Below are 23,235 nucleotides of genomic sequence, written 5' to 3' on the forward strand. Positions count from 1 at the left end.
ATTCCCAATTCCCAATTCCCAATTCCCAATTCCCAATTCCCAATTCCCAATTCCCAATTCCCAATTCCCAATTCCCAATTCCCAATTCCCAATTACCCTGATGTTATATTTAGCCGGAGTACACAAACAGGAAGTTTCAGAAAATATATGTCTGCAATTGCTGGCTTGTCAAAATTCTGATGATACTTGGGCGATAGTTTTGGAAGAAAATCTGTTGGTGCTACCGCCAAATAATTCCCAAAATGTTTTAAATGAAGGGATGCTGGTATTAGCGGATATTGGCGAAAACAACCTGGTTTTGCAGATTCAAACAGCTACAAACTGGGTGCTAGAATTAGTTGAGAAGTATCTAACAACGGGTATTACACCAGATTTTTTGCAGCAAGAATCCCAGAAAGCAGAAGAGTGGCGCAAATCTCTTACTTTGCAGAGTCAAAAATTGTCTCGCCGATCGATCGAAGTTGAAGCCCGCCGGGAACAAATTCAAAATTTAGAAGCCCAACTCCAGCAGGAAAAGCAATTGCTCGAAAGTACGATCGCCCAATTGAAAACAGATAACTGAAAACAAAATTTCAACCCGCCGAATAAAGTTCGGGGCTGTACAAACAAAGTCCCAGCAGAGTGGGACTAAGATATCAAGCGCGATCCTTTCGCTAAAGCGCCTTTGACTTTAGCCAAGCGGCGGGGAGACACAGCAGTTTCTGAGAATTGCGAACGTAAGCCCGCTTCTGAAATACATCGTACTGATTGCGCTCGATCGCATTTAAGATTCGGCTGTACAGCATCGTAGCAGCCCACACTGTCCAGCGGATATCGGGACTCAAAACTTTGATTCCCGGTTCGGCGCTGGCGTACAATTTGCGAGCTCGCTGAATTTGAAACTTCATCAATTCCCGCCAGCGGTTGTCAATTACACCGTTGAATAAATCTGCTTCGGTATAGTTAAACAAGGCTAAGTCTTCTAACGGAAGGTAAATGCGGCCGCGGCGGGCGTCTTCTCCGACATCGCGCAGAATGTTAGTCAACTGCTTGGCTATACCCAGAGCAATCGCCTCTTCTTTGGGAATTTGATTGTCCCAGTGCCAGTTCCAGTTAGCAGCCGAGTTTGATTCGTCCACACCCATTACAGACATCGACATCAGCCCGACGGTACCGGCTACTCGATAACAGTAAAGATTGAGCTCTTCAAAAGTTTCGTAGCGGCTGCGGTACAAGTCCATTTGCTGGCCCGCAATCATCTCTCGAAACGGTTGAATGTCGATCGGGAAACGAGACAGCGTATCCACCAAAGCCACGTCGTAATCGTCGTGAGGATGGCCCGCAAACACAGATTCTAGGCGTTTTTCCCACAAATTTAGGGTTTCAGGGGTTGTGGCCTCAGAACCAGGCCCGTCTACGAGTTCGTCGGTGCGGCGGCACCAGACGTAAATCGCCCAGATTGCCCGACGCTTGGCTTCGGGCATGAGTTGAGTGCCTAAATAAAAATTTTTGGCATAACTCGCTGTGACTTGGCGGCACAGTTCGTAGGATTCATCCAAAGAGGCCAGAGTTCTCATGCACTGGAGTTTTGACAGTTGCAGCATCCGAGAATAAGAAATTTAAAGATTAGAACTGACATTCCCCCGTTGAGACAACGGGAGATTTTTTAAGTCTTGAGGAGTCACGCGCTTGAATAAAAAAACCGGGTTTTTGAACCGAAATTGAGGATTTTAAGCAAATTTTTTGATTAAAAACCCAAGTAATGGTCGCCCGCGCGCAAATCCTAGTCTTTATGAAAAATTCTTAATTTTTCATTTTTTATTGGCCGAAGTTGAAATAGCCTGCGCTGTCAGCTTACCAGAAAGCACAGCACCTTCCATACTCGCAAGATAACGCTGCATTGTATAATCCCCCGTTAGATAGAAATTGCTAATCGGAGTTGTTTGCGAAGGACGGCACTCTTGGCGGCCCGGAGTTGCTTTGTAGACGGAACGGGGGGTTTTGACTACGTGATATTTGAGCAGTTTGGCGGGTTCTGGAATTTGGTCGGGAAAGAGCTTTTCTAACTCGACCATTGTGGCTGCGACGATATCTTCGTCAGATTTGCCGATCCAATCTTTGGCGGGTGCGAGTACCAGTTCCAGCATGGATTTGTCTGGGTTGGCATATTCGCGGCAGGTGTTGCTCATGTCGGCGTAAACGCTCAGCAGGGGCGATCGCGAGAACAGCAAATGGTCGATATCTGTTAATTTGCGATCGAACCACAAGTGTACGTTAATAACGGGTACTCCCTCCAAACCTTCAAGCTTTTTGAAATAATCCATTTCGCCCCAAGGTTTCGGCAGCATCAGCTTCAGCGGGTCAACCGGCATCGCGGAAACGTAAATATCGGCCGTCAGAACTTCTGAATCTGCCCCTTTAACGCCCCGAATCTGGAACCCGCGCACAGTGTTGTCATCCTCCAGCAAAAATTCCCCGATGGGTGCATTCAGCCGGACTTCACCACCGCGCTCAGTTATGTAGTCTACCATCGGCTGGCACAACCTCTCCGTAGGGGAACCGTCTAAAAAAGCCATTTTCGAGCCTTTTGTCTCTTGTAAGAAGCGGTTGAGGGCTGTCAGCAGAATGGTTGCAGATATTTCGTGGGGGTCGATAAAATTCAGCGCCTTGGACATGGCGATGAATACTTCTTTTTCGACTCTGGGGGGGACGTTTTGCTTTTTGAGCCACTCGGAAAAGGAGTATTTGTCCATTTCTTCAACGTATTTCTGGCCCTGAAGTATCGCCGGAACCAAACCGATGCCGAAACTGATTTTTTCGGCCCAGGTGAGCATATCGTTGTTTCTGAGGATAGCCACAAGGCCGTTGAAGGGAGCCGGAATATTCGGAAAGTCAAAGCGCGAATAGGTTCCGGGTGTTTCCGGCTGATTGAAAATCATCGAGTGCTCTTTCCATTGCAGCCGGTCTTCGATGTCTAGTTCTTTGAATAGTTGGAGCATATTTGGGTATGCACCGAAAAATATGTGGAGGCCGGTTTCGTACCAGTCGCCGTCTGCATCTTTCCAAGCGGCTACTTTGCCGCCGAGTACGTCCCGACTTTCTAGGAGGATGGGGGTGTGGCCCGCATCGGTAAGATATTTAGCGCAGGAAAGTCCTGCTAAGCCTGCTCCGGCGATCGCAACTCGCATTTGATACTACTTGGCCTCTGTGTTCGCTTCGATTTAATTATACTTTACAACTCGTTACAATATTTGGGCAATCTGTGGCGACGCGGCTGTGCTCGGAGGTTGTCGGCACAGAAAATGACTCGGCGGTTGAAACCGCGTCTACAGAAACTTTCGTCGGCCCCAAGGCCGACTGGTCGATCGAGAATATCCCAAACCCTGATTTGGTATTAGATCCGCGCACTTTACCTGTTAATCCCAAACCGTTAGCTACTAACAAACAAGCAATACAACCAATAAAACCGATCGCCAATAATAGACTTCTTGCAAAAATAGTTAGGACGATGCTCAAAGCAATCCCACAAAAATCTTTTTTCTTGTGGGATGGCTTTGAGCATCGTCCCAAAATTTGATTAAAAGGACTGAGGCAAGAGGTCTAATGAAGAACTTGCATTATTTGCTGCTTTAATTAACTTACATCAAGATCCAAGCTGTCTCGATTATTGTTTGAAATCAATTCCCATTAAACCTTGGTCGCATCAGATTAAAATATTGCGTAGAGTTGCGGCAAATTTCCCGAAATTTTTCCTGATTGCGGATGAGGTTCGATTGGCAAAAACTATCGAAACAGGGTTGATTTTGCGTTAATTGCTTGTCAGCAAAAAAGTCAAACCTGTATTGATTTTAGCACCAGCTAGCATTCAACCGCAGTGGCAGGAAAGGAATCAGCATTACTGAGGATGATTTCAGCGATTTAGATGAGGCGGATGATGCGATTTTACAAGGAATGGAATCTTACTTTGCACCGGCCGGTCCTGAAGAACTTAAATATTTAGAAGATTTACTTGATCGGTTCGATCGCATTTTAGACGCGCCGCCTTTGCGTCCCGCCCTTGATGAAATGGTCGCGATGGATGTATAATCAGACTTGCAGGAAATCTGTCAACCTCTGCCGCCGACTTCTCTGTTTCCTGAAACCGTCGAAGATTTGTTTGTCAATTCTGCGATTTTAAAGCAGAGGCGTGCGGAATTTGAACAAACGGGCGATCGAACTTTTAAACTAAGGAATGAAAATTTAATAACTTAAATTTTCATTCCTTAGCGCGCCGAATGTAACTGCAAACAAATTTCAACCTATCGAGAAATCAACCAAAACGGCCGCTGACATAATCCAAAGTAGACTCTTCCTTCGGACTTTGGAAAATCACCTCAGTTTTGTCACATTCAACAAGATAGCCAAACCGCTTCCCATCGTCAGAAAGTTTAGCATTGAAAAAAGCAGTCAGGTCAGAAACCCGAGAAGCCTGCTGCATATTGTGAGTCACAATTACGATGGTATACTTCTCCTTGAGTTCCCGCATCAACTCCTCAACCTTAATCGTCGAAATCGGGTCAAGAGAAGCGCAAGGTTCATCCATCAATACTACATCAGGATTAATCGCGATCGCCCTAGCAATACACAAACGCTGCTGCTGGCCGCCCGAAAGAGAAAAACCGCTTTGCTTTAACTTATCCTTAACCTCATCCCACAAATAAGCTTGTTGGAGCGACTTTTCCACCAGCTCATCCATATCTCCCTTATAATTATTCACCCTCGCACCGTAAGCAATATTGTCATAAATCGACTTCGGGAAAGGATTCGGCTTTTGAAACACCATCCCAATCCTGCGGCGCACCTCCACAGCATCAATATCAGGATCGTAAAGATTTTGACCTTGGTAATGAATTCTACCCTCTAAACGAAAACCGTTAACTAAATCGTTGAGGCGGTTAAAACATCGGAGAATTGTACTTTTTCCGCAGCCAGAAGGCCCGATCAAAGCAGTAATGCGATTTTTAGGAATTTCTAGCGAAACATTTTTCACCGCGTGAAAACCGCCGTAAAAAATATTGATATTTTCAGTCCGTAAAACAGTTTCCGCCTGCTTGTCCAAATCCATCATCATACAAATAACTATCCTCTTAATTTTTACAGAACCAGCGAATCTTGTCAGTTGTCAGTTGTTAGTTGTTAGTTGTTAGTTGTTAGTTGTTATTAGCTAATACTTTCCCACCAACAACCAACTGCCAATGACTAATGACCAATGACTAATGACCAATGACTAATGACTAATGACTAATGACTAATAAACCTTTTGGCGAGTAGCCCAACGAGACAGAATACTCGTCAGCAAAACCATCAACACCAAAATTAAAGATGCAGCCCAAGCCAACTCTTTCTGTGCCTTAAACGGAACCGTTGCAAAGTTGTACACCAAAACCGAAAGCGACGGAGTTGGCTTGTCAAACCCTGCCGGCCAAAAAGGCGAATTTAGCGCCGTGAAAATCAAAGGAGCAGTTTCTCCAGCAGCGCGGGCAACTGCCAGCGTCACACCAGTTAAAATCGCCGGAATTGCCGCAGGCAAAACTACCTGCAACACTGTTTGATAATTAGAAGCACCCACACCCACCGACGCCCATCTAATATCTTGCGGGACAATTTGTAGAGCTTCGTCAGTAGTTCGGACAATTGTTGGCAACATCAGCACAGCCAGCGCCGCGCCCCCTGCAATTGCCGAAAAATTTCCCATATTTACCACAAACAAACCGTAGGCAAATACCCCGGCAATAATCGAAGGAACGCCGCTGAGGACATTAGTAGCAAAGCGCACCCAGCGAGTGATTTTGCCGCTGCTGAACTCCGACAAATAAACGGCGGCCAACACGCCAAAAGGAACAGCAATTAGAGAAGCAATTCCTACGGTCATTAATGTACCGAGAATGGCATTGGCGATACCGCCTCCCGAAAGTCCGGGCGCGGGCGGCAGCTTGGTGAACAAGTCTAAATTTAGGCGATTAAAGCCTTGTACGGTCACGTAGGAAAGCACTGCAAACAAAGGCAGCAGAGTTATCGCCAGAGCCGAGCCAGCCAGTACAGTCATCGCCATACTAAACAGCGCTTGCGAGCTGTTTTTAACCTTCTTTAAACTGCCAGTTTTCGATCCAAAAGGATTCTCATCGGAGACGCTCTTTGACATAAACTAAAACTATGTAGGAAATTGTGCCAAACTTCTAGTTGTACTTCGCTCTTACTTGAGAAACAATCCACTCTGCCAAAATATTGACAATCAGCGTCATAATAAACAGAATTAGCCCGGTGTACATCAGAGCCGCAACTTGCAATCCTGAAGCTTCGGCAAATTGATTTGCCATCAGAGAAGCAATAGTATTTGCAGGAGCTAGCACAGAAGCACTTAACTGATTGGAATTGCCAATTAACAGCGTTGCGGCCATCGTTTCTCCCATCGCGCGGCCGAGGCCTAGCATAATTCCGCCGACAATGCCGGAAAAAGCGGCCGGTACGAGGACTCTAAAGATTGTTGTCCAGCGAGTAGCTCCCAAACCCAGAGATGCTTGTCGCAATTCGGGCGGGAGGCTTGCTAAAGAGTCGCGGGAGATAGCAGTAATAATGGGCAAAGTCATAATCCCCAAAATTACTCCGGCGGGTAACATTCCCGGCCCCACTGGCGCTGTGCTAAAAATTGGCAGCCATCCGAAGTTACCGTTGAGAAACTTTCCGATGTTGGTAATAATGGGGATCAATACAGCAATTCCCCACAAACCGTAGACTACGCTGGGAATGGCGGCTAAAAGTTCTACTAAGAAAACTAAAGCTGTACGCACTGGCAGCGGCAAAAAGTCTTCGCTCAAAAAAATGGCAGTCCCTACTCCTAATGGTACTGCAATTAGGAGCGCGATCGCAGAACTGACGATCGTCCCGTAAATCATCGGCAGCGCACCGTACTCTTCTTTAACCGGATTCCAATCACTGCTAAACAGAAAGCCCAAACCGTACTGTTGAATCGCTGGTAAAGCTCTGAAAGCAACCGTCATGGCGATTACCAGCAAAATTGCGCCAACTCCTATTCCCAAAATCCGAGTCAGCCAGATAAAGCCTTGGTCTAAGGATTTTTCTGTTTGAGAGCGGGAACGTTTCTCTGGTTGAGCGGTGTTACTATCTGAAGTCATAGAAAAAAACCAAATATATAGTAGCGGAAAATAGTCTGTTTCGGAAAAATCGGGAAGCAAGTAGAAACAAAGACTCTAAATCAAATCACATAGGGGCGGGTAGATGCCTTCCCTAACTTTTCAACAAGTATTTTTTGTAAAACCAACCCCTTGTATTTTGCCAGAGGTAGATGGCGAGTTACCATTGGGTGGGGGCGGGTTTATGAGATTATTGATTTTAGGCAATTATTGTTCGTAAAACCCGCCCCTACAAAGATGCACCGATTGTTACATAGAAGAGGGGCGGATTGATTAATCCCCTGACTTTTTAACAAATATTTCTGGTAAAACCCGCCCCACAGAAATATCTCTCTTCGTTCTTCCTGATTTTACCCGCACGCGCAATGCCGAAGGGCTTTTTTCCCTCTGACAACAGTCAACAGTCAACAGTCAACAGTCACTATTTGCCAATCTCAATCTTGTAGTCGGGGCTGATGCCGTCGGCGGCCAAAGCAACTTTTTCTCTGACGCTTTGGGGCAGAGGAACGTAGCCCAATTCAGCACTAACTTTTTGACCTTCGGTTAAGCCGTATTCCACCATTGCCTCGATAACTTTGGCTTTGTTGGGATCTGCAACTTTTTTGGGAACGAGCATCCAAGTGTAGGTGACAATTGGATAGGATTGAGCGCCTTCGGGGTCTTCGATAAATACTCGCAGGTTTTCCGGGAGGGGCGTAGTTGCTAGAGCTTGAGAAGCTGAATCGTCTGTAGGTACTACAAATGTGCCTGCTTTGTTTTGCAAAGATGCAAATTTGACGTTGTTGTTTTTGGCGTAGCCGTATTCGATGTAGCCGACGCTGCCTGCTGTTTGCAGGAGTTGGCTTGTGACGCCTTCGTTGCCTTTTGCGCCTACGCCTACGGGCCACTGTACTGTTTTGCCCTCGCCTACTGCTGCTTTCCAGTCGGGACTGATGGTGCTGAGGTGTTTGGTGAAGATGGCGGTGGTGCCGCTACCGTCGGAACGGTGGACGACGGTGATGTTTTGATCTGGCAATGTTACACCGGGATTGGCTGCTGCAATTTTGGGGTCGTTCCACTTGGTAATTTTACCTAGAAAGATTTCTGTGTAAACGTCTCTGGGCAGTTTGAGTTCGGGTACTTCTGGCAGGTTGTAGCCGATGACGATGCTGCCGGCTGTCATGGGTAGCAAAATCACGCCTTTGTCTGCTGGAACTTTGGCGATTTCGTCGTCTTTCATGCCGGTGTCGCTGGCTCCAAAGTCTACTGTGCCTTTGGTAAATTGTTCGACTCCGGCGCCGCTGCCTACTGATTGATAGTTAATTTGTACTTGGGGGTGAATTTTGTTGAAGTCTTGAAACCAACGCTGATATAGCGGGGCGGGGAAGGATGCGCCTGCTGCGGTTATGGCTACGTCTGAGGATAGGGTGAGTTTGTTGTTTGCGGCTGTGCCTGTGGCTGCAACGGGGGATGCTGCAGTGTCGCCGGGGCTGGGGCTGCTGCTGGTTGTGCTGCCGCCGCAAGCTGCTAAGCTGAGGGCGATCGCCGCAGCGGAAATTGCTGTTGTCACACGATTTGGATTAATCAGGTTCAGACGAAAAAGCATAGGTATACAAAATCTACGATCGATATAGGGGTGTCCCGCAACAGCATATCGCGCGAAAGTAAAGGTTAGGTTAAGAATCTTTACATTCGATCGCAACTTAATATTAATTAACATTAATTTAATTCATTGATGAGCTTGACAAGTGTGATTTGTTTAGATAGCCAGATAAATTAGTGGGGAAACAAGGGTGCGATCGTCCGGCTGCGAAAAATTCCCCATTAAAATATCGGAATATCCAGGTTTGAGAACCAGAAAACCCTACAATAGTGGTTCTTTTGACAGTAGTGCTAGTATTGAAAACTTAAAAGTTGCGGGCACTCCAGCCTGCATCGGAATCAATGCTGATATATAGCCCAATACGGTTTACTTAAGACGATCTCCCTGGCACACCCCTTAAAAAGGGGGGAACAAGAATCCCCTCAAAGTCAACCCCTACTCCCCTTCTTTCCCCCCTTGGGGGGGGTAGGGGGGGGTGGGGATTTAGGGGGATCTCCGGGGCATAAATATGTTAAGTGAACCGTATTGATATAGAGCCGAGTCTCAAAAAGATGAGGTACTATCCGGCATAGGGCATAGGCCAAACCGGGCATAGGCCAAACCGGGCATAGGGCTATCCTCACTTTTTAGAGAACCGATATAGCAACCGCCCTGACGGTTACGACGTTCTGGCATTGCACAAACATAAACAGTCGATTGTAACTTCCTCTTGACTTCTGCCTCCTGCCTTCTTCCTTCTTCGTGATGACCAATGACCAATGACTAATGACTAATGACCAATGACCAATGACTAATGACCAATGACTAATGACTAATGACTTCTTCCTTCAACATCTGCTATAATGCCTGCTCCTATTGAATTAATCTGGGCTTTTATTGGTTTGCTCCTGACGATAGGAGGGACTTTTTTGCCTGCATCTGTGACAATGCCGATCGGCTTGTGGGACGATCGCGGACTTCAGGCCTACTCTTTAGGTGTTACTTATCAAATTGGAGCCGTGTTGCTAGTAGGCTGCATGGGCGGCAAAAATGCTGCTGCTCTCTCGCAAATTGCCTATTTGGTATTAGGATTAACTTTGTGGCCGATTTTCGATCGAGGCGGCGGCATCGGCTATCTTAAAGAAGCGAGTTTTGGGTATTTGCTGGGTTTTGTGCCTGGTGCTTGGGTGTGCGGCTGGGTGGCTTTTAAGGTGGCTTCGCGACTGGAATCTATGGCTTTTAGCTGTTTGTGCGGTTTATTTACAGTTCACGCGATCGGCTTAATTTATCTAATTTTTAGTTACTTGCTGATTCCTGGCAAAAAAGTACCTTTATTCGATGAGATTCTGACCTATTCGGTTTATCCCCTGCCGGGACAATTGGCGGTGGTTTGTGCGATCGCATTGCTATCATTTACTTTGCGCCGCTTGATGTTTTATTGATTAGTCATTAGTCATCAGTCATTAGTCATTAGTCATTGGATGTTATGGCAGAAAGTGGCTAGAGTACAAAGCCCCCCGATTTATCCGTGGTGTCAATTCTTCAATCGATATTGGGTTATACTGTCATTGCACAACGGGAGAATCATCTCGCTGCGGCTGATAAATATCCGATGCCCTATATTTTATTCCCCAATCCATGCGTTTTAAAAGAAATCCCTTATTCTGGGTTGCTGCTATTATCAGTTTAGTTTTAGACCACCTAAGCAAGTTTTGGGTAGTGCAAAATTTTGACTTGACAATTCCTCCGCAGACTCAGCCGCTGTTACCGGGGATATTTCACTTCACTTATGTTGTTAATACTGGTGCGGCTTTTAGTTTGTTTAGCAATGGCGGGGCGAGTTGGTTGCGCTGGCTGTCTTTGGGAGTGAGTGTGGGATTGATGGTGTTGGCTTGGTTCGGGCCGCGAATTAACCGCTGGGAACAAGCTGGCTACGGTTTGATTTTGGGGGGCGCGCTGGGTAACGGGATCGATCGATTTGTTTTGGGCCACGTTATAGATTTTCTGGATTTTCGGATAATTCGGTTCCCGGTGTTTAATCTGGCAGATGTGTTTATTAATGCTGGGATTATCTGTTTGCTGATTGCGACTTTTCACGGCCCACCGCCGCCGAAAAACCGAGACGCGAGTAATTCTATTTCAGAGTAACTTTGAAACACCAAGTTCGGAAACTAATTAGTAAGGGCGGATGTAACAGATGTAACTGCTAATCAATCCTAGGCTGCGCTGGTCGATTATTACTTTGTGGTTAAGATTTATACTTCATCTGCATAAAAGCTCGATCGGGAAACCGCTGATTGAAGGCAGATTAACACAGATTAACGCAGATTTAAATTCAATAATTGAAATGGACTGAGTGCAATGCAAGTCTATTCATAAATTATACACCATACAATAACTTTGGAAATCACTTAAAATAAGATAGTAACAAACCTATTGTTAAAGTTAAACTTGCCCATGACTCCTAACCTATTTGCCCAAGAACGGCTGCTGTTTGCCCCAGCAACCCCCGATGCTGATGCTATTCCGACTATTTTTGCTTTTCCCAACGAGTACACCGTTGGCATCACCAGTCTGGGGTATCAGATAGTGTGGGCTACTTTGGCTGTGCGATCGGATATTGAAGTCAGCCGTTTATTTACTGATATCCGCGAACAACTTCCCCGACATCCAGAATTACTGGGATTTTCGCTTTCTTGGGAACTCGACTATGTAAATATTCTCAATTTACTGGAATCTCTAGAAGTTCCAATCTGGGCATCTCAACGCACTGATAGCCATCCCATAGTATTCGGCGGCGGCCCGGTTTTCACTGCGAATCCAGAACCTTTTGCAGATTTCTTTGATGTGATTTTATTGGGAGATGGCGAACATCTCATTGACAATTTTATTGATGCTTGCAAAGAAGTTCGTACCGCCGACAGACAAACTAAATTGCGGCATTTAGCCCAAGTTCCGGGGGTTTACGTCCCCAGTTTGTACGAAGTAACTTATTTGGATGCGGCTGAGGGGATTAAATCGATTCAGCCTGTCGGTTCGGGAATTCCCAGTGAGGTTGAAAAACAGACGTATCGCGGCAATACTTTATCTGCTTCTACTGTGGTGACAGAAAAGGCGGCTTGGGAAAATATTTATATGGTGGAAGTGGTTCGCAGTTGTCCAGAAATGTGCCGTTTTTGTTTGGCAAGTTATCTGACTTTGCCGTTTAGAACTGCGAGTTTGGAGGCTTCGCTAATTCCGGCGATCGATCGCGGTTTAGCTGTGACTAATCGTTTGGGTTTGTTGGGCGCTTCGGTGACTCAACACCCGGAATTTGAACAGTTGCTGGAACATTTGAATCATCCGAAATACGACGGCGTGCGGCTGAGTCTTTCTTCGGTACGCACGAATACGGTGACAGTTAGGTTGGCAGAAATCTTGACAAACAGAGATAGTAAATCTGTGACGATTGCGGTGGAAAGCGGGAGCGATCGCCTCCGCAAAATTGTTAATAAAAAACTCACCAATGACGAAATTATCCAAGCCGCAATTAATGCTAAATCTGGCGGTTTAAAGGGAATTAAACTTTACGGGATGGCGGGAATTCCAGGCGAAGAGATGGAGGATTTGGAGGAGACGGTGGCGATGATGCGGGCGATCAAAAAAGCGGTTCCCGGTTTGCGGTTGACTTTTGGATGCAGCACTTTTGTCCCGAAATCTCACACTCCTTTTCAGTGGTTTGGAGTGAATAAAGATGCCCAGAAGAGGCTGAAGTTTTTAGATAAAGAATTGCGGAAGTTAGGTTTAGAATTTAGACCTGAAAGCTATAATTGGTCAGTGATTCAGGGTTTGTTGTCGAAGGGCGATCGCAGGCTGTCAAAGCTATTAGAATTAGTCCGGCATTACGGTGATACTTTGGGCAGTTACCGGCGGGCTTTTAAGGAGTTGCGGGGAGAGTTGCCGGAGATGGATTATTATGTTTTTCAAGAGTGGGATTTGGATCGGGTTTTACCTTGGAGTCATTTAAAAGGGCCTCTACCGGAAGCGACTTTGAAAAAACATTTGGCCGAGGCGATGAGTCATAAAACACTACAGCAAGATCGAGGATCTGAAAACTCACTAAGTCCCGTTTAGTAAATTAGATTATAATAGTCTCATGCGTGTCATTAGCCGAAAACGACTAAAAGAATTTTGGGAAACACACCCCAATGCTGAAACAAGTCTGTTGCTGTGGTATCAGCGTAGTTGTGATGCTGAATGGCAAAGTTTAGTAGATATTCGTAAAGTATTTCCTTCGGCTGACTTAGTAGGTAACTTTACGGTATTTAATATTGGTGGCAATAACTATCGGTTAATTGCTTTTATCGATTATGAATACCAGATAGTTTTTGTCCGCTGTGTTTTAAATCATGCAGAATATAATAAGGAGAACTGGAAAAATGACGACTGGTTTAAAAACTCCTAGTAGCTACTATATTGAGATAATTACAAGTTTTCCACCGCGTCCAATTACTTGTGAAGCTGAGTTAATCGCTACACAAAATCGGATTGATTATATTGTGAATCTGAGCAATCTCACGCAGGACGATCGGGATTACTTAAACGTGTTAGGTACTCTTGTTTATGATTACGAACAAAAACATGAGCCAATGCCAGTCTTGAAAGGTATCGCACTACTGAAAGCATTGATGGTTGAAGACAATATTCAAGAAAAAGATTTGGTTGATATTTTTGAATCCGAGTCTTGGGTATCTGAGGTGATGAATGGAAATCGGGAATTGACGGCGACTCAAATTCCAAAGTTAGCTAAGTTTTTCCATCTTTCCCCTGTGGCATTTCTTGAGTATAATTAATTGCAAGCATACTGGGATGAGTGACGCACTATAATATAATTATGCCCGAAGTCCAACCGAAAGAAATTCAGCGTTATACTACGCCAGATAACAAAGTGCCTTTCGATCAGTGGTTTGATTCGCTGAGAGATATCAATGCTCAAGCCAAGATTATCTCTAAGCTTAACCGAATTGCTGATGGTAATTTAGGAGACTATCGCTCCGTGGGGGAAGACGTATGCGAACTCAAAATAAATTATGGGCCTGGCTACCGAATTTATTTTGGACAAATAGGGATGACAATTGTGATGCTCATCTGCGGAGGCGATAAAAGCACTCAAGACAGAGATATCCGCCAAGCTAAAGAATACTGGACAGATTATAGGAGTTAAGACAATGCCTAAAAGCCTACCTTATCATCCATTTTTGATTGAATCTCTCAGAAAAAAGCCCGAACTAGCAGCAGCCTATATAACGGCGACATTAGAGGAGGAAGAGCCGGAACCTGAACTGCTGAAACGAGCTCTGGGCGATGTAGCAGAAGCTCTCGGTCAACCGAAAATGACTCCCGAACAATATGAATTGCACTTAAAAAGACTGGATGAATTGCTGTCGCAGCAAGGAAGTGATGCGATTTATAATCTGGGAACTTGGCTGAATGCTTTGGGATTGAAACTAACTGTTGCTGTTTGTACTGATACAGATGATAATAATGTAAATGCTGAAATTCCAGCGCAATTAACTGTCTAGCCAAGCGATAAAATGAGGAGCGACATACTATAATATAATTATGCCCGAAGTCCAACCGAAAGAAATTCAGCGTTATACTACGCCAGATAACAAAGTGCCTTTCGAGGAATGGTTTAATTTTCTCCGAGATGGCAAAGCTAAAGCTAGAATTAGGTTGAGATTAGACAGAGTTCAACTCGGCAATCTCGGAGATTATCGATTTGTTGGACAAGGAGTCTATGAATTAAAAATAGATTATGGCCCTGGATACCGAATCTATTTCGGACAAGTCGGCACAACTATTATCCTGCTTTTAATAGGCGGGGACAAAAGCACTCAAGACCGAGACATACAGCAAGCTATCAAATACTGGACTGATTACAGGAGTGAAGATAATGCCTAAAAGTTTACCTTACCATCCCTTTCTAATACAGTCTCTAAAAAACCCAATAGATTCTGCGATGTATCTAGAGGCTTTTTTTGAAGAAGAAAACCCCGAAGCGGAACTGCTCAAAATTGTACTCAGCAATGTAGCAGAAGCTCTCGGTCAACCAAAAATGACTCCCGAACAATATGAATTGCACTTAAAAAAACTGGATGAATTGCTGTCGCAGCAAGGAAGTGATGCGATTTACAATCTGGGAACTTGGCTGAATGCTTTGGGATTGAAACTAACTGTTGCTGTTTGTGCTGATACAGAAGATAATACTGCCAATGCTGAAACGCGATCGGAAATAACTGTTTAGCTCAATTCAACAAATGCCCAATTTTACATATTCGTCGCTGATTGATGCCACAGTTGAAACTGTCTGGAACTTTCACGAAAGACCGGATATTCTGCAACTTTTGACTCCGCCTTGGCAACCGGTGAAAATCATTCGCCGGGAAGGGGGACTCGATGTGGGTGCTGTATCAGAATTTCGGCTGTTATTGGGGCCGATTCCGGTAAAATGGGTGGCGACTCATACTGAGTGCGAACAATATCGCTTATTTGTTGACGAACAAACTGAGGGGCCGATGGCGCGTTGGACTCACCGACACGAGTTTACCACAGAAAATGGCCAGAGTCGATTGACAGATGCGATCGCATTTTTGATTCCGGGCGGCCCGATTGTCGATTTGCTGTTAGGTTGGTGGGTGGAAATGCGGTTAACAGATATGTTTCGCTACCGCCACGAAGTCACAAAAAGAGAGTGCGAAAAAAATGCAAACAACGGCTGAATATTACTGTGCTTTCTGCGGCGAACCGAGTACAACTTTTGTTGATATCAGCGGTGGTATGGAGCAATCTTATATCGAAGATTGTCAGGTTTGCTGTCGCCCGAATGTTCTGTATGTCAGAATAGATGAAGATACCCTGGATATTGAAATTGATACTGACTATCAAGAATAAGTGACTATCAAAATGTATGAATTGCATTTGAAGCGGATTTGGTAGAACTCATGAATTTTGAAGCGGCTGCTTCTACGAAAGCCTTAAAAATTCCAGAGTTTACCGCACATTTCGGCGACATTTCTGGATGCCACTGAATTGCTATCATCCAAGGGTGATAGCAGTGTTCCATTGCTTCTACCAAAGTGTCAGGTGCATCGGCTACAATTCGCCAATCAGATGTTACCTTCCTCACTGCTTGATGATGCCAGGAAACAACTGTTGTTGAAGTTTTTCCCATAATTTTTGCTAGCCGACTGGTTGGCTCAATTTCAATGCTGTGCTCGATCGCGCGCGGGGGAATTCCGGTGCCGTGACGAACATCCTCTCCGTAAGCATCCGGTACGTGAATCACCAAACTGCCACCGCTGGCTACGTTCAGCATTTGCATTCCGCGACAAATCCCCAACACAGGTATGTCCGCCTTCAAAGCTAGCTTGGCTAAGCTTAATTCAAAGTTATCGCGTTCTGCATCGATCGCGTAAACTGTGCGATCGCACAAACCGCCATAAAGTTCTGGATTGATATCTCCACCGCCGGAAAAAATTAAACCGTCTACCGCATCAAAAATACTAGCCGGATTTAATTGATTGGGCGGCAGTAAAATCGGGATGCCGCCAGCCGCTTGCACTGCATCAATATAAGATCCATTTAAGCGATATTCCCCTGCTTGACAGCGGTTATATGTTGTGATACCAATAATCGGAAATTTTTTCATTTTGTGGAACAGGCCGGAAAGCCTATTTCTAAATTTTGTGGAACAGGCCGGAAAGCCTGTTTCTTGTATGATTATTTTTGATTGAGTCCTAGAATAAACTGCTACTAATCAACAATTCTGTCTAATTTGTAACAGTTTTAACCTCATTTTCTGGCAACGACTTGCGCGCGCAAAGATAAGCCAAGGGCCCAAACAAAGGAACTAATGTTACAGCCCAAAATGCTGTGTTATTCTGCATTCCTCGGCGCGCCATATCGTCTGCTAACAAGGCAGGAAATAGCAGACAAAGCATACAGAAATCTAAACTCATTACGTGGATAAATCGGCTGGTTTGCCACTGCACAATAAAATCAGACCAATCGCCTTTTGTCAAGCCAAAGGCAACTAACGCAGCAGCGCCTAATGCGAGAAAAATTCCAGTAAAACGGGAATCTAATACTTTTAAAAATATATTTTTAGTGCCGTTAAATTCTGGATTAGGTTCGCGCAGTGCCAAATAAGGCAACAAGGCAAATGCGCCCACGCCAAATGATAAGGTTGCAAACAACCATGCAGGTATTTTCTGCCCTCTACCGTCAGCAAATAAGACGCAACTGTAGATGAGCGGCCAGACTCCCATGATGTTGAACAAAGCTACAATTAAAGGGTTGATGCCTGCTATTTTGCCTGTGGCAAGATTTGTAATTAGTGCGATCGTTTCTGGGCTGTCTGGCGGTGCGAATACAAAGGCGTAGGTGCTGAAGGCAATCCACAGCAGCCAAAATCCAATTTTTCTAGACATAGTTAGTTTTTCTTGCTTCCGATCTTACTATAGCAAGCTTAAGGGTTTTTGAATAAGACTTTTTTTGTTAACCGCAGAGGGCGCAGAGGGCGCTGAGAAAGAGGGGAGAATGGCTGAATGTATTGCTATTTGGTATTGCGGGTTTTGGGCAGATTGCTGAATTTTTGCATGAATTGGCGATCGATCCAATCTTTCCAGCACCACAGCAGCCTCGATTCCCACATGAACGATCCGCGAGAGGCGATCGCCCTTTTATTCCCTGTACCAATTAAGGCTAAATATTGTGACTGCGGTGCAAACGGTTTCAGCGGTTTTTGCAGTAAAAAATTCTGCAAATTTTCAAACAGCGGTTTGCCCTGACGCACGGCAAACACGCCTGCTTTGGGACGGGGATAATTCACCATCGCGCAGATGTCTCCAGCCCCAAATACGTTGGGGTGAGAGACTGATTGCAGGCAATCGTTGACCTGCATAAAGCCTTTTGAGTCGGTGGCTAAACCCGATTCTTTTATCCAATTGGCTGCGGAGGCTTGTGTCACCCAAAAAACGATCTCGCACTCAACTTTCAAACCAGATTCACAATAGATTTGGGCATTGGGCATTGGCAATTGGGCATTGGATGCTATTTCAATCATTTCTTGGTTTTCTATGGCACGGACTTTTTCCATTAAATGTACTTTGATGCCACGACTAATCAGAATTTCTTTGAGGCGATGACGTACTCTATAGTTATGTCCCGGCATCAATTCAGCCCCGCTGTGAAACAAGTGAATTTCTAATCCCTCTTCCTGCTTAAACTTTCCTGTTGTGTTGTTAAAAATCCATCCGTTACATCCGTTACAAAATCCGCTGCCGAACCCTTCTTCCTTCGCCATACGAGATTGCATATTCAATGCTAATTCTACGCCACCGGCACCGCCGCCGACAATGGCAATCCGCAGCGGTTTTTGGGGATGGTTTTGCCTTTCGGAAATTAACTGATTCCAGCTAGCTAAAAACTCCGGTACGGGTTTAGCTGGAATGGCATATTCTGCGGCACCCGGCACCGATAGAGTCGCGGGAGTGCTGCCGATATCTACAGAAAGTACGTCAAAATTAACTGGAGGGCGAGTTTGACAAATAACTAAATTTTTGCTAAAGTCGATGGCGATCGCCCGATCGACCAATATTTGACATCCGGCAAATTCCGCGAGCGATCGCAAATCGATGTGACATTCATCATAATCGTAAAACCCAGCAACGTGCCCCGGCAGCATCCCCGAATAAGGCGCGTACAAGACATCGCTAATCAGAGTCAAACGCACTCCCGGCAGCGGTTTGATGCCGAACATTTTTAATACGATAGCATGACTGTGGCCGCCGCCAATTAAGACTAAATGTTTCACAAATTAGATATGTTCGATCGAGATTTTCCACCACCGATATTGTACAGCACACGCACTCCCGCAGAACGCACTGTCCGGTGAGGAGAGTTGGCGGCGCGTAATTAATGATTGTCCAGCACTTTGACAAAAAGCTCTCACTTACCCTCAGCATCGCAATTATATTTGACAGCCGCTGCGATCGCCTTTGTGGCGCAAATGGCTGTAGACTGTAAAGCGATCTAATTTTATCACCAAATTATGCAGGGGTGTGTTTGATAGCTAACTCAGCATTCACAACTATGACATTACGCACGATTCCTCGCAGTTGGCTGCGATCGATTAAAACAATTTTCCCGCTGCTATTTGCGATATCATTCATTATAGTATTGCTGGTTAATAACTTAACTCCGGCGATCGCCCAACAACCCCGCCAAGAAATTCGCGGAGTTTGGATGACAACAAACGACAAAGACATCCTCAGAGATCGCCGGAAACTAGGAGATGCGATCGCTAAATTAAAGCGGTTAAATTTCAACACAATCTATCCCGTAGTCTGGAACTCTGGCTATGCAATGTATCCCAGTCCAGTCGCCCAACAAAGAGACATTCAACCATTTGTTTACAGAGGGTTAGACGGACAGGATATGCTCGCAGATTTAATTGCCCAAGCCCACCGCCAAGGCCTGCTAGTAATTCCTTGGTTTGAGTTTGGTTTTATGACACCTCCCACCTCAGAATTAGCATTAAACAATCCCGATTGGCTGACACAAAAACAGGACGGCACACAAACATCAAACGGCGCAGGCGGCGAAGTAGTTTGGCTTAATCCATTTCATCCAGAAGTGCAGGAATTCATTACCGAACTCGTACTAGAAATCACCACCCAATATAACGCCGACGGCATTCAATTTGACGACCACATGAGTTTGCCATCAGAATTTGGCTACGATGAATACACCATTGCTTTGTATACCAAAGAAACCAAAAAAGCACCGCCCAAAGATTTTGAAGATCCAGCATGGGTGAAATGGCGAGCCAATAAAATCACCGCTTTTATGTCGCAGCTAAATCAAGCAGTAAAAGCAGTAAAACCGAGTGCCATTTTCTCAATTTCTCCCAATTACTACGAATTTGCTTACAAACATCACCTGCAAGATTGGCTGAATTGGGTGCGTTTCGATATTGCCGACGAACTAATCGTGCAAGTGTACCGTCCCAATCTAGAATCATTTGTGGACAAAATTAGCCGTCCAGAAATGCGAGAAGCACAGCAAAAGATTCCCACCGGAGTTGGGATTATGACAGGTTTGAGAAATCGCCCAGTAGCGATACAGCAAATTCAATCCCAGGTACGCGCCGTCCAACAATACGGCTTAGGTGCAGCTTTCTTCTACTACGAAAGCTTGTGGGAAGATGCGCCGGAACCAATTGCCTATCGGCTTTCTAAATTTAGTGCTTTCTTCCCGTTTTCTGCATTCCGAACAGCGCTACAAATACCCAGACGCGCCGCAACTTTCCCACCGCCGCCGCCACCCAAACCAGACCCCAAAGCTAAGCCCCAGCCACCTACAAAAAACAGCCCGCCTTCCCCCTCACCAACCACATCAAAAAGAGTCATTAGTCATTAGTCATTAGTCATGAGTGATTAGTCAAAAACCAATTGTCTTTCTGATTTGTATTTAAGTCTAGATCCCCCTAAATCCCCCTTAAAAAAGGGGGACTTTGAATAGAGTTACCCTTACCTTAAGAGGGACTTGGACGGTCTAGTCCCCCCCTTCTTAAGGGGGGTTAGGGGGGATCTAGTTTTGTTCCTATAAAATATCCGTATTACCAACAACTACCATCAATAAGAATGCAAACTAACCAAAAAATTTTCCTGCCAAAAATGGGCTGCGGCACATGGGCCTGGGGTAATAGATTGCTCTGGGGCTACGATGAAAGTATGGACGAGGAATTGCAAGCCGCATTCAATCTTTGCGTCAGCAGCGGTGTCACCTTGTTCGATACCGGCGACTCTTACGGAACAGGAAAATTAAACGGACGCAGCGAACAGCTTTTGGGGCAGTTTTCCCAACAATATCAAGGTGCAAATAAAGACAATATTTGTATTGCGACAAAACTCGCGGCTTATCCTTGGAGACTGACGCGACAATCCATGATATCTGCTGGTAAAGCCTCGGCTTCCCGGCTCGGAAAGAATGTAGATTTAGTGCAAATGCACTGGTCTACAGCTAATTACGCTCCTTGGCAAGAGGGGGCTCTTTTGGACGGTTTAGGCGACCTTTACGAGCAAGGATTGGTTAAGGGTGTAGGTTTGTCTAATTACGGGCCGAAACGGCTGAAATGGGTGCATCAAAGATTTAGCTCCCGCCAAATTCCAATTGTTACTTTACAAGTGCAATATTCCCTACTTTCCACCTATCCAGTAACAGAACTCGGCTTGAAAGATGTTTGCGATGAATTGGGGATAAAATTGATTGCTTACAGTCCTTTAGCCTTGGGGTTGCTGACGGGGAAATATTCAGAAAATGGCTCTACTCCTAAAGGTATTCGAGGTTTGGCTTGCAAGCAGTTATTGCCGGGAATGCGATCGCTTTTGGGATGTTTGCGAGAAATAGCTGCTGTTAGAAACAAGACTGTTTCGCAGGTAGCAATCAACTGGTGCATCTCCAAAGAAACTATTCCCATTCCCGGCGCTAAATCTGCCGCACAGGCGAAGGATAATATTGGTGCTTTGGGCTGGGAATTAGACTCCGGCGAGATTGCAGAATTGGACAAGGCGGCCGCGAGTGTGGATAAAAAAATGGTGCAGAATATCTTTCAAACTCGGTAATATCTGAGATGTTGTACCATTCTGAAAAACAGGCAAGATGCCTGTTCCACAAGACATGAATTTGCTTATTCCACAAAAACTAAATTTTCTTGTGGGGTGGGCTTCTAGCCCGCCCATAAAAGGCTTATCGAGAATGGTGCAAGATGTGAGATGTTGTACCATTCTCAAAAACAGGCAAGTTGCCTGTTCCACAAGACATGAATTTGCTTATTCCACAAAAACTAAATTTTCTTGTGGGGTGGGCTTCTAGCCCGCCCCTGAAAGCCTGATTCACATCACACAAAAATTTTCTACGCACCTCACAAACATTTCTACACCCATCCCCAACGCAGTTTCATCAAAATCAAAGCGCGGGTGGTGGTGCGGGTAAGCCAAGTTTTTTTCGGGATTTGCCGCGCCCAAAAAGAAATAGCAACCGGGGACTTCTTGCAAAAAGAATGACATATCCTCGCCGCCCATTGTTTGACATTCCGGCACTATTCCTGCAGGAGTTTCGACAACCGATTCGGCAACGCTGCGTACCAATTCAGCCATGCTCGAATCGTTGATAACTGGCGGGTAAAGCGGGCAATAATCGAGTTGGTAATTTGCGCCGTGACTCTGACAAATTCCGGCAATTATTTGCTCGATTCGCTGAGCAAAATAACCTTGATATGTGGGATTGAAATAGCGCACTGTACCGCCGATTTGGGCGGTGTCGGCGATGACGTTGTGGGTGTCGCCTGCGTGGAATTTGCCGACTGTTACTACGGCTGAGTCGATCGGGTCAATGTTCCGCGCAACAATTGCCTGCAAAGCGCTGACTATTTGGGCTGTAACGACGATCGCATCTACTGTCTGATGCGGCATTCCCCCGTGCCCGCCCTTGCCAAAAATCCGGCAGTCAAAAACTTCGACAGCAGCCATCAGCGCCCCGCTGCGAACGCCTACAGTGCCTAACTGTAGATTGTTCCACAAATGCAAACCGACGATCGCATCAACATCAGGATTTTGCAAAACTCCCGCTTCAATCATCGGTTTTGCGCCGCCCGGGCCTTCTTCGGCGGGCTGAAAGATAAATTTTACCTTACCCGAAAAGCTGTGTTTGTGCTTGGCGAGATAACAAACTGTACCGAGGGCGATCGCAGTATGGCCGTCGTGGCCGCAAGCGTGCATAATACCATCATGCTGCGATCGATAATCCACCTCATTTTCCTCTTGAATCGGCAAAGCATCCATATCAGCCCGAATTGCCAAAACCCGCCCCGGTTTGCCGCTGTCGATAGTGGCGACAACACCAGTTTTAGCAATATTAGTTTGATGATCTATCCCCCATTCTTGCAACTTTTGCGAGACAAACTGGGCCGTTAAATTTTCATCAAAACTCAACTCCGGCTTTTCGTGCAAACGCCGCCGCCATTCAACTAACTGAGGCTGCAAGTTTCTAATCTCCAGCCGCAATTGAGATAAATCGACATCAGTTAAATTCGGTAAAGTAGAAACCATTTTTCATTCTCCTTATAGCAATTTGCGAACCTCATTCTTCTCTTACTCTGTGCTCTCTGCGCTCTCTGCGGTTAAAATAAAATCTTAATTTTTCACCGCAGAGGCCGCAGAGTACGCAGAGAAAGAGAGGTGTTTTGAATAGGGTTATTTAGAAGTCTGAGTAACTAAATTAACCCCCGGAAGTAATCGCTCTAAATCTAATTCTGAAGCTGCTCTAGCTAATTTTGTCAGGTCATTCTCAGTTAAATTCGGTAAAGTAGAAACCATTTTTCATTCTCCTTATAGCAATTTGCGAACCTCATTCTTCTCTTACTCTGTGCTCTCTGCGCTCTCTGCGGTTAAAATAAAATCT

The 23,235-nt window shown here is 45.4% G+C and carries 26 protein-coding genes; 16 read left to right on the plus strand and 10 right to left on the minus strand.

What is annotated here, in order from left to right; translation table 11 throughout:
- A partial coding sequence (locus WBA89_RS11650) for a hypothetical protein (protein WP_424406518.1) occupies window positions 1-562 on the plus strand: 562 nt, incomplete at its 5' end.
- Window positions 563-653: 91 nt separating this feature from the next.
- Here WBA89_RS11650 and crtB read toward each other — a convergent pair.
- Entirely contained in the window at window positions 654-1,583 is a 930-nt protein-coding gene (gene crtB / locus WBA89_RS11655; RefSeq protein WP_424406520.1) for a 15-cis-phytoene synthase CrtB, read from the minus strand.
- A 207-nt stretch (window positions 1,584-1,790) separates the two neighbouring features.
- The gene (gene pds / locus WBA89_RS11660; protein WP_424406522.1) at window positions 1,791-3,167 is read right to left on the minus strand and encodes a 15-cis-phytoene desaturase; all 1,377 of its coding nucleotides are present in this window, start codon (window positions 3,165-3,167) and stop codon (window positions 1,791-1,793) included.
- Window positions 3,168-3,241: 74 nt separating this feature from the next.
- Here pds and WBA89_RS11665 point away from each other — a divergent pair, with 74 nt between their 5' ends.
- Window positions 3,242-3,556, plus strand: coding sequence for a hypothetical protein (locus WBA89_RS11665; protein ID WP_424406524.1), 315 nt, complete (start codon window positions 3,242-3,244; stop codon window positions 3,554-3,556).
- A 374-nt stretch (window positions 3,557-3,930) separates the two neighbouring features.
- Window positions 3,931-4,065 carry a hypothetical protein gene (locus tag WBA89_RS11670; RefSeq protein ID WP_424406526.1) on the plus strand — a complete coding sequence of 45 codons (135 nt, stop codon included), beginning with the start codon at window positions 3,931-3,933 and terminating at the stop codon, window positions 4,063-4,065.
- A 223-nt stretch (window positions 4,066-4,288) separates the two neighbouring features.
- Here the strand turns inward: WBA89_RS11670 and pstB are convergent, their stop codons facing one another.
- The 4 genes from pstB to pstS all read right to left on the minus strand — a co-directional run bounded on the left by pstB (window position 4,289) and on the right by pstS (window position 8,754).
- A complete protein-coding gene (pstB, locus tag WBA89_RS11675; RefSeq protein ID WP_424406528.1) occupies window positions 4,289-5,089 on the minus strand; it encodes a phosphate ABC transporter ATP-binding protein PstB in 801 nt (266 codons plus the stop codon).
- Window positions 5,090-5,266: 177 nt separating this feature from the next.
- Window positions 5,267-6,160, minus strand: coding sequence for a phosphate ABC transporter permease PstA (gene pstA, locus WBA89_RS11680; protein WP_424406530.1), 894 nt, complete (start codon window positions 6,158-6,160; stop codon window positions 5,267-5,269).
- A gap of 34 nt (window positions 6,161-6,194) precedes the next feature.
- Window positions 6,195-7,151 (minus strand): phosphate ABC transporter permease subunit PstC, encoded by a 957-nt coding sequence (gene pstC, locus WBA89_RS11685; RefSeq protein ID WP_424406532.1) that lies wholly within the window; start codon window positions 7,149-7,151, stop codon window positions 6,195-6,197.
- Between the two features lie 439 nt (window positions 7,152-7,590).
- Complete coding sequence (gene pstS, locus WBA89_RS11690) at window positions 7,591-8,754, minus strand: phosphate ABC transporter substrate-binding protein PstS (protein ID WP_424406534.1); 1,164 nt, start codon at window positions 8,752-8,754, stop codon at window positions 7,591-7,593.
- An 839-nt stretch (window positions 8,755-9,593) separates the two neighbouring features.
- On the opposite strand from pstS, the gene WBA89_RS11695 reads away from it, so the two are divergent.
- From WBA89_RS11695 to WBA89_RS11745, 11 genes are all read left to right on the plus strand, one after another.
- Window positions 9,594-10,172, plus strand: coding sequence for a biotin transporter BioY (locus WBA89_RS11695; RefSeq protein WP_424406536.1), 579 nt, complete (start codon window positions 9,594-9,596; stop codon window positions 10,170-10,172).
- Window positions 10,173-10,368: 196 nt separating this feature from the next.
- The gene (gene lspA, locus WBA89_RS11700) at window positions 10,369-10,878 is read left to right on the plus strand and encodes a signal peptidase II (RefSeq protein ID WP_194008963.1); all 510 of its coding nucleotides are present in this window, start codon (window positions 10,369-10,371) and stop codon (window positions 10,876-10,878) included.
- 309 nt (window positions 10,879-11,187) lie between these two features.
- Entirely contained in the window at window positions 11,188-12,843 is a 1,656-nt protein-coding gene (locus WBA89_RS11705; protein WP_424406539.1) for a B12-binding domain-containing radical SAM protein, read from the plus strand.
- Window positions 12,844-12,865: 22 nt separating this feature from the next.
- Entirely contained in the window at window positions 12,866-13,174 is a 309-nt protein-coding gene (locus tag WBA89_RS11710; RefSeq protein ID WP_424406541.1) for a type II toxin-antitoxin system HigB family toxin, read from the plus strand.
- Window positions 13,149-13,562, plus strand: a complete 414-nt coding sequence (locus WBA89_RS11715) for a helix-turn-helix domain-containing protein (RefSeq protein WP_424406543.1) — start codon at window positions 13,149-13,151, stop codon at window positions 13,560-13,562. The genes WBA89_RS11710 and WBA89_RS11715 overlap by 26 nt, the downstream gene beginning before the upstream one ends.
- A 41-nt stretch (window positions 13,563-13,603) precedes the next feature.
- Complete coding sequence (locus WBA89_RS11720) at window positions 13,604-13,933, plus strand: type II toxin-antitoxin system RelE/ParE family toxin (protein WP_424406545.1); 330 nt, start codon at window positions 13,604-13,606, stop codon at window positions 13,931-13,933.
- A gap of 4 nt (window positions 13,934-13,937) precedes the next feature.
- Complete coding sequence (locus tag WBA89_RS11725; RefSeq protein ID WP_424406547.1) at window positions 13,938-14,291, plus strand: DNA-binding protein; 354 nt, start codon at window positions 13,938-13,940, stop codon at window positions 14,289-14,291.
- A gap of 40 nt (window positions 14,292-14,331) precedes the next feature.
- Window positions 14,332-14,673: a type II toxin-antitoxin system RelE/ParE family toxin gene (locus WBA89_RS11730; protein WP_424406549.1), complete on the plus strand. Its 342-nt coding sequence runs from the start codon at window positions 14,332-14,334 to the stop codon at window positions 14,671-14,673.
- On the plus strand, window positions 14,666-15,016 hold the full coding sequence (locus WBA89_RS11735; RefSeq protein ID WP_424406551.1) for a DNA-binding protein: 351 nt from the start codon (window positions 14,666-14,668) through the stop codon (window positions 15,014-15,016). Before WBA89_RS11730 ends, WBA89_RS11735 begins: the two co-directional genes overlap by 8 nt.
- A gap of 13 nt (window positions 15,017-15,029) precedes the next feature.
- Entirely contained in the window at window positions 15,030-15,491 is a 462-nt protein-coding gene (locus WBA89_RS11740) for an SRPBCC family protein (RefSeq protein ID WP_424406553.1), read from the plus strand.
- Window positions 15,475-15,663: a CPXCG motif-containing cysteine-rich protein gene (locus tag WBA89_RS11745; protein ID WP_006635525.1), complete on the plus strand. Its 189-nt coding sequence runs from the start codon at window positions 15,475-15,477 to the stop codon at window positions 15,661-15,663. Before WBA89_RS11740 ends, WBA89_RS11745 begins: the two co-directional genes overlap by 17 nt.
- Window positions 15,664-15,670: 7 nt before the next feature.
- Here WBA89_RS11745 and WBA89_RS11750 read toward each other — a convergent pair whose 3' ends face one another.
- From WBA89_RS11750 to WBA89_RS11760, 3 genes are all read right to left on the minus strand, one after another.
- Window positions 15,671-16,420, minus strand: a complete 750-nt coding sequence (locus tag WBA89_RS11750; protein ID WP_424406555.1) for a gamma-glutamyl-gamma-aminobutyrate hydrolase family protein — start codon at window positions 16,418-16,420, stop codon at window positions 15,671-15,673.
- A gap of 121 nt (window positions 16,421-16,541) precedes the next feature.
- A complete protein-coding gene (locus WBA89_RS11755; protein ID WP_424406557.1) occupies window positions 16,542-17,201 on the minus strand; it encodes a DUF2834 domain-containing protein in 660 nt (219 codons plus the stop codon).
- Between the two features lie 125 nt (window positions 17,202-17,326).
- Entirely contained in the window at window positions 17,327-18,532 is a 1,206-nt protein-coding gene (locus WBA89_RS11760; RefSeq protein WP_424406565.1) for an FAD-dependent oxidoreductase, read from the minus strand.
- Window positions 18,533-18,864: 332 nt separating this feature from the next.
- On the opposite strand from WBA89_RS11760, the gene WBA89_RS11765 reads away from it, so the two are divergent.
- Both WBA89_RS11765 and WBA89_RS11770 read left to right on the plus strand, forming a co-directional pair.
- Window positions 18,865-20,193 (plus strand): glycoside hydrolase family 10 protein, encoded by a 1,329-nt coding sequence (locus WBA89_RS11765; protein WP_424406559.1) that lies wholly within the window; start codon window positions 18,865-18,867, stop codon window positions 20,191-20,193.
- 224 nt (window positions 20,194-20,417) lie between these two features.
- The gene (locus tag WBA89_RS11770; protein ID WP_424406561.1) at window positions 20,418-21,398 is read left to right on the plus strand and encodes an aldo/keto reductase; all 981 of its coding nucleotides are present in this window, start codon (window positions 20,418-20,420) and stop codon (window positions 21,396-21,398) included.
- 270 nt (window positions 21,399-21,668) lie between these two features.
- Here the strand turns inward: WBA89_RS11770 and WBA89_RS11775 are convergent, their stop codons facing one another.
- On the minus strand, window positions 21,669-22,883 hold the full coding sequence (locus WBA89_RS11775) for a M20 family metallopeptidase (RefSeq protein ID WP_424406563.1): 1,215 nt from the start codon (window positions 22,881-22,883) through the stop codon (window positions 21,669-21,671).
- Window positions 22,884-23,235 lie beyond the last annotated feature (352 nt).

Source organism: Microcoleus sp. (genome assembly GCF_049646505.1).
Lineage (GTDB): Bacteria > Cyanobacteriota > Cyanobacteriia > Cyanobacteriales > Microcoleaceae > Microcoleus.

Bases quoted from the DNA above. Each gene is read 5' to 3' on its own strand.
- WBA89_RS11755 (WP_424406557.1), bottom strand. From the start codon at position 17,201: ATGTCTAGAAAAATTGGATTTTGGCTGCTGTGGATTGCCTTCAGCACC.
- WBA89_RS11775 (WP_424406563.1), bottom strand. From the start codon at position 22,883: ATGGTTTCTACTTTACCGAATTTAACTGATGTCGATTTATCTCAATTG.
- WBA89_RS11770 (WP_424406561.1), top strand. From the start codon at position 20,418: ATGCAAACTAACCAAAAAATTTTCCTGCCAAAAATGGGCTGCGGCACA.
- crtB (WP_424406520.1), bottom strand. From the start codon at position 1,583: ATGCTGCAACTGTCAAAACTCCAGTGCATGAGAACTCTGGCCTCTTTG.
- lspA (WP_194008963.1), top strand. From the start codon at position 10,369: ATGCGTTTTAAAAGAAATCCCTTATTCTGGGTTGCTGCTATTATCAGT.
- pstB (WP_424406528.1), bottom strand. From the start codon at position 5,089: ATGATGATGGATTTGGACAAGCAGGCGGAAACTGTTTTACGGACTGAA.
- WBA89_RS11765 (WP_424406559.1), top strand. From the start codon at position 18,865: ATGACATTACGCACGATTCCTCGCAGTTGGCTGCGATCGATTAAAACA.
- WBA89_RS11705 (WP_424406539.1), top strand. From the start codon at position 11,188: ATGACTCCTAACCTATTTGCCCAAGAACGGCTGCTGTTTGCCCCAGCA.
- pstA (WP_424406530.1), bottom strand. From the start codon at position 6,160: ATGTCAAAGAGCGTCTCCGATGAGAATCCTTTTGGATCGAAAACTGGC.
- WBA89_RS11735 (WP_424406551.1), top strand. From the start codon at position 14,666: ATGCCTAAAAGTTTACCTTACCATCCCTTTCTAATACAGTCTCTAAAA.
- WBA89_RS11695 (WP_424406536.1), top strand. From the start codon at position 9,594: ATGCCTGCTCCTATTGAATTAATCTGGGCTTTTATTGGTTTGCTCCTG.
- pstC (WP_424406532.1), bottom strand. From the start codon at position 7,151: ATGACTTCAGATAGTAACACCGCTCAACCAGAGAAACGTTCCCGCTCT.
- WBA89_RS11740 (WP_424406553.1), top strand. From the start codon at position 15,030: ATGCCCAATTTTACATATTCGTCGCTGATTGATGCCACAGTTGAAACT.
- WBA89_RS11725 (WP_424406547.1), top strand. From the start codon at position 13,938: ATGCCTAAAAGCCTACCTTATCATCCATTTTTGATTGAATCTCTCAGA.
- WBA89_RS11760 (WP_424406565.1), bottom strand. From the start codon at position 18,532: ATGTTCGGCATCAAACCGCTGCCGGGAGTGCGTTTGACTCTGATTAGC.
- pds (WP_424406522.1), bottom strand. From the start codon at position 3,167: ATGCGAGTTGCGATCGCCGGAGCAGGCTTAGCAGGACTTTCCTGCGCT.
- WBA89_RS11730 (WP_424406549.1), top strand. From the start codon at position 14,332: ATGCCCGAAGTCCAACCGAAAGAAATTCAGCGTTATACTACGCCAGAT.
- WBA89_RS11745 (WP_006635525.1), top strand. From the start codon at position 15,475: ATGCAAACAACGGCTGAATATTACTGTGCTTTCTGCGGCGAACCGAGT.
- WBA89_RS11715 (WP_424406543.1), top strand. From the start codon at position 13,149: ATGACGACTGGTTTAAAAACTCCTAGTAGCTACTATATTGAGATAATT.
- pstS (WP_424406534.1), bottom strand. From the start codon at position 8,754: ATGCTTTTTCGTCTGAACCTGATTAATCCAAATCGTGTGACAACAGCA.
- WBA89_RS11670 (WP_424406526.1), top strand. From the start codon at position 3,931: ATGGAATCTTACTTTGCACCGGCCGGTCCTGAAGAACTTAAATATTTA.
- WBA89_RS11710 (WP_424406541.1), top strand. From the start codon at position 12,866: ATGCGTGTCATTAGCCGAAAACGACTAAAAGAATTTTGGGAAACACAC.
- WBA89_RS11750 (WP_424406555.1), bottom strand. From the start codon at position 16,420: ATGAAAAAATTTCCGATTATTGGTATCACAACATATAACCGCTGTCAA.
- WBA89_RS11720 (WP_424406545.1), top strand. From the start codon at position 13,604: ATGCCCGAAGTCCAACCGAAAGAAATTCAGCGTTATACTACGCCAGAT.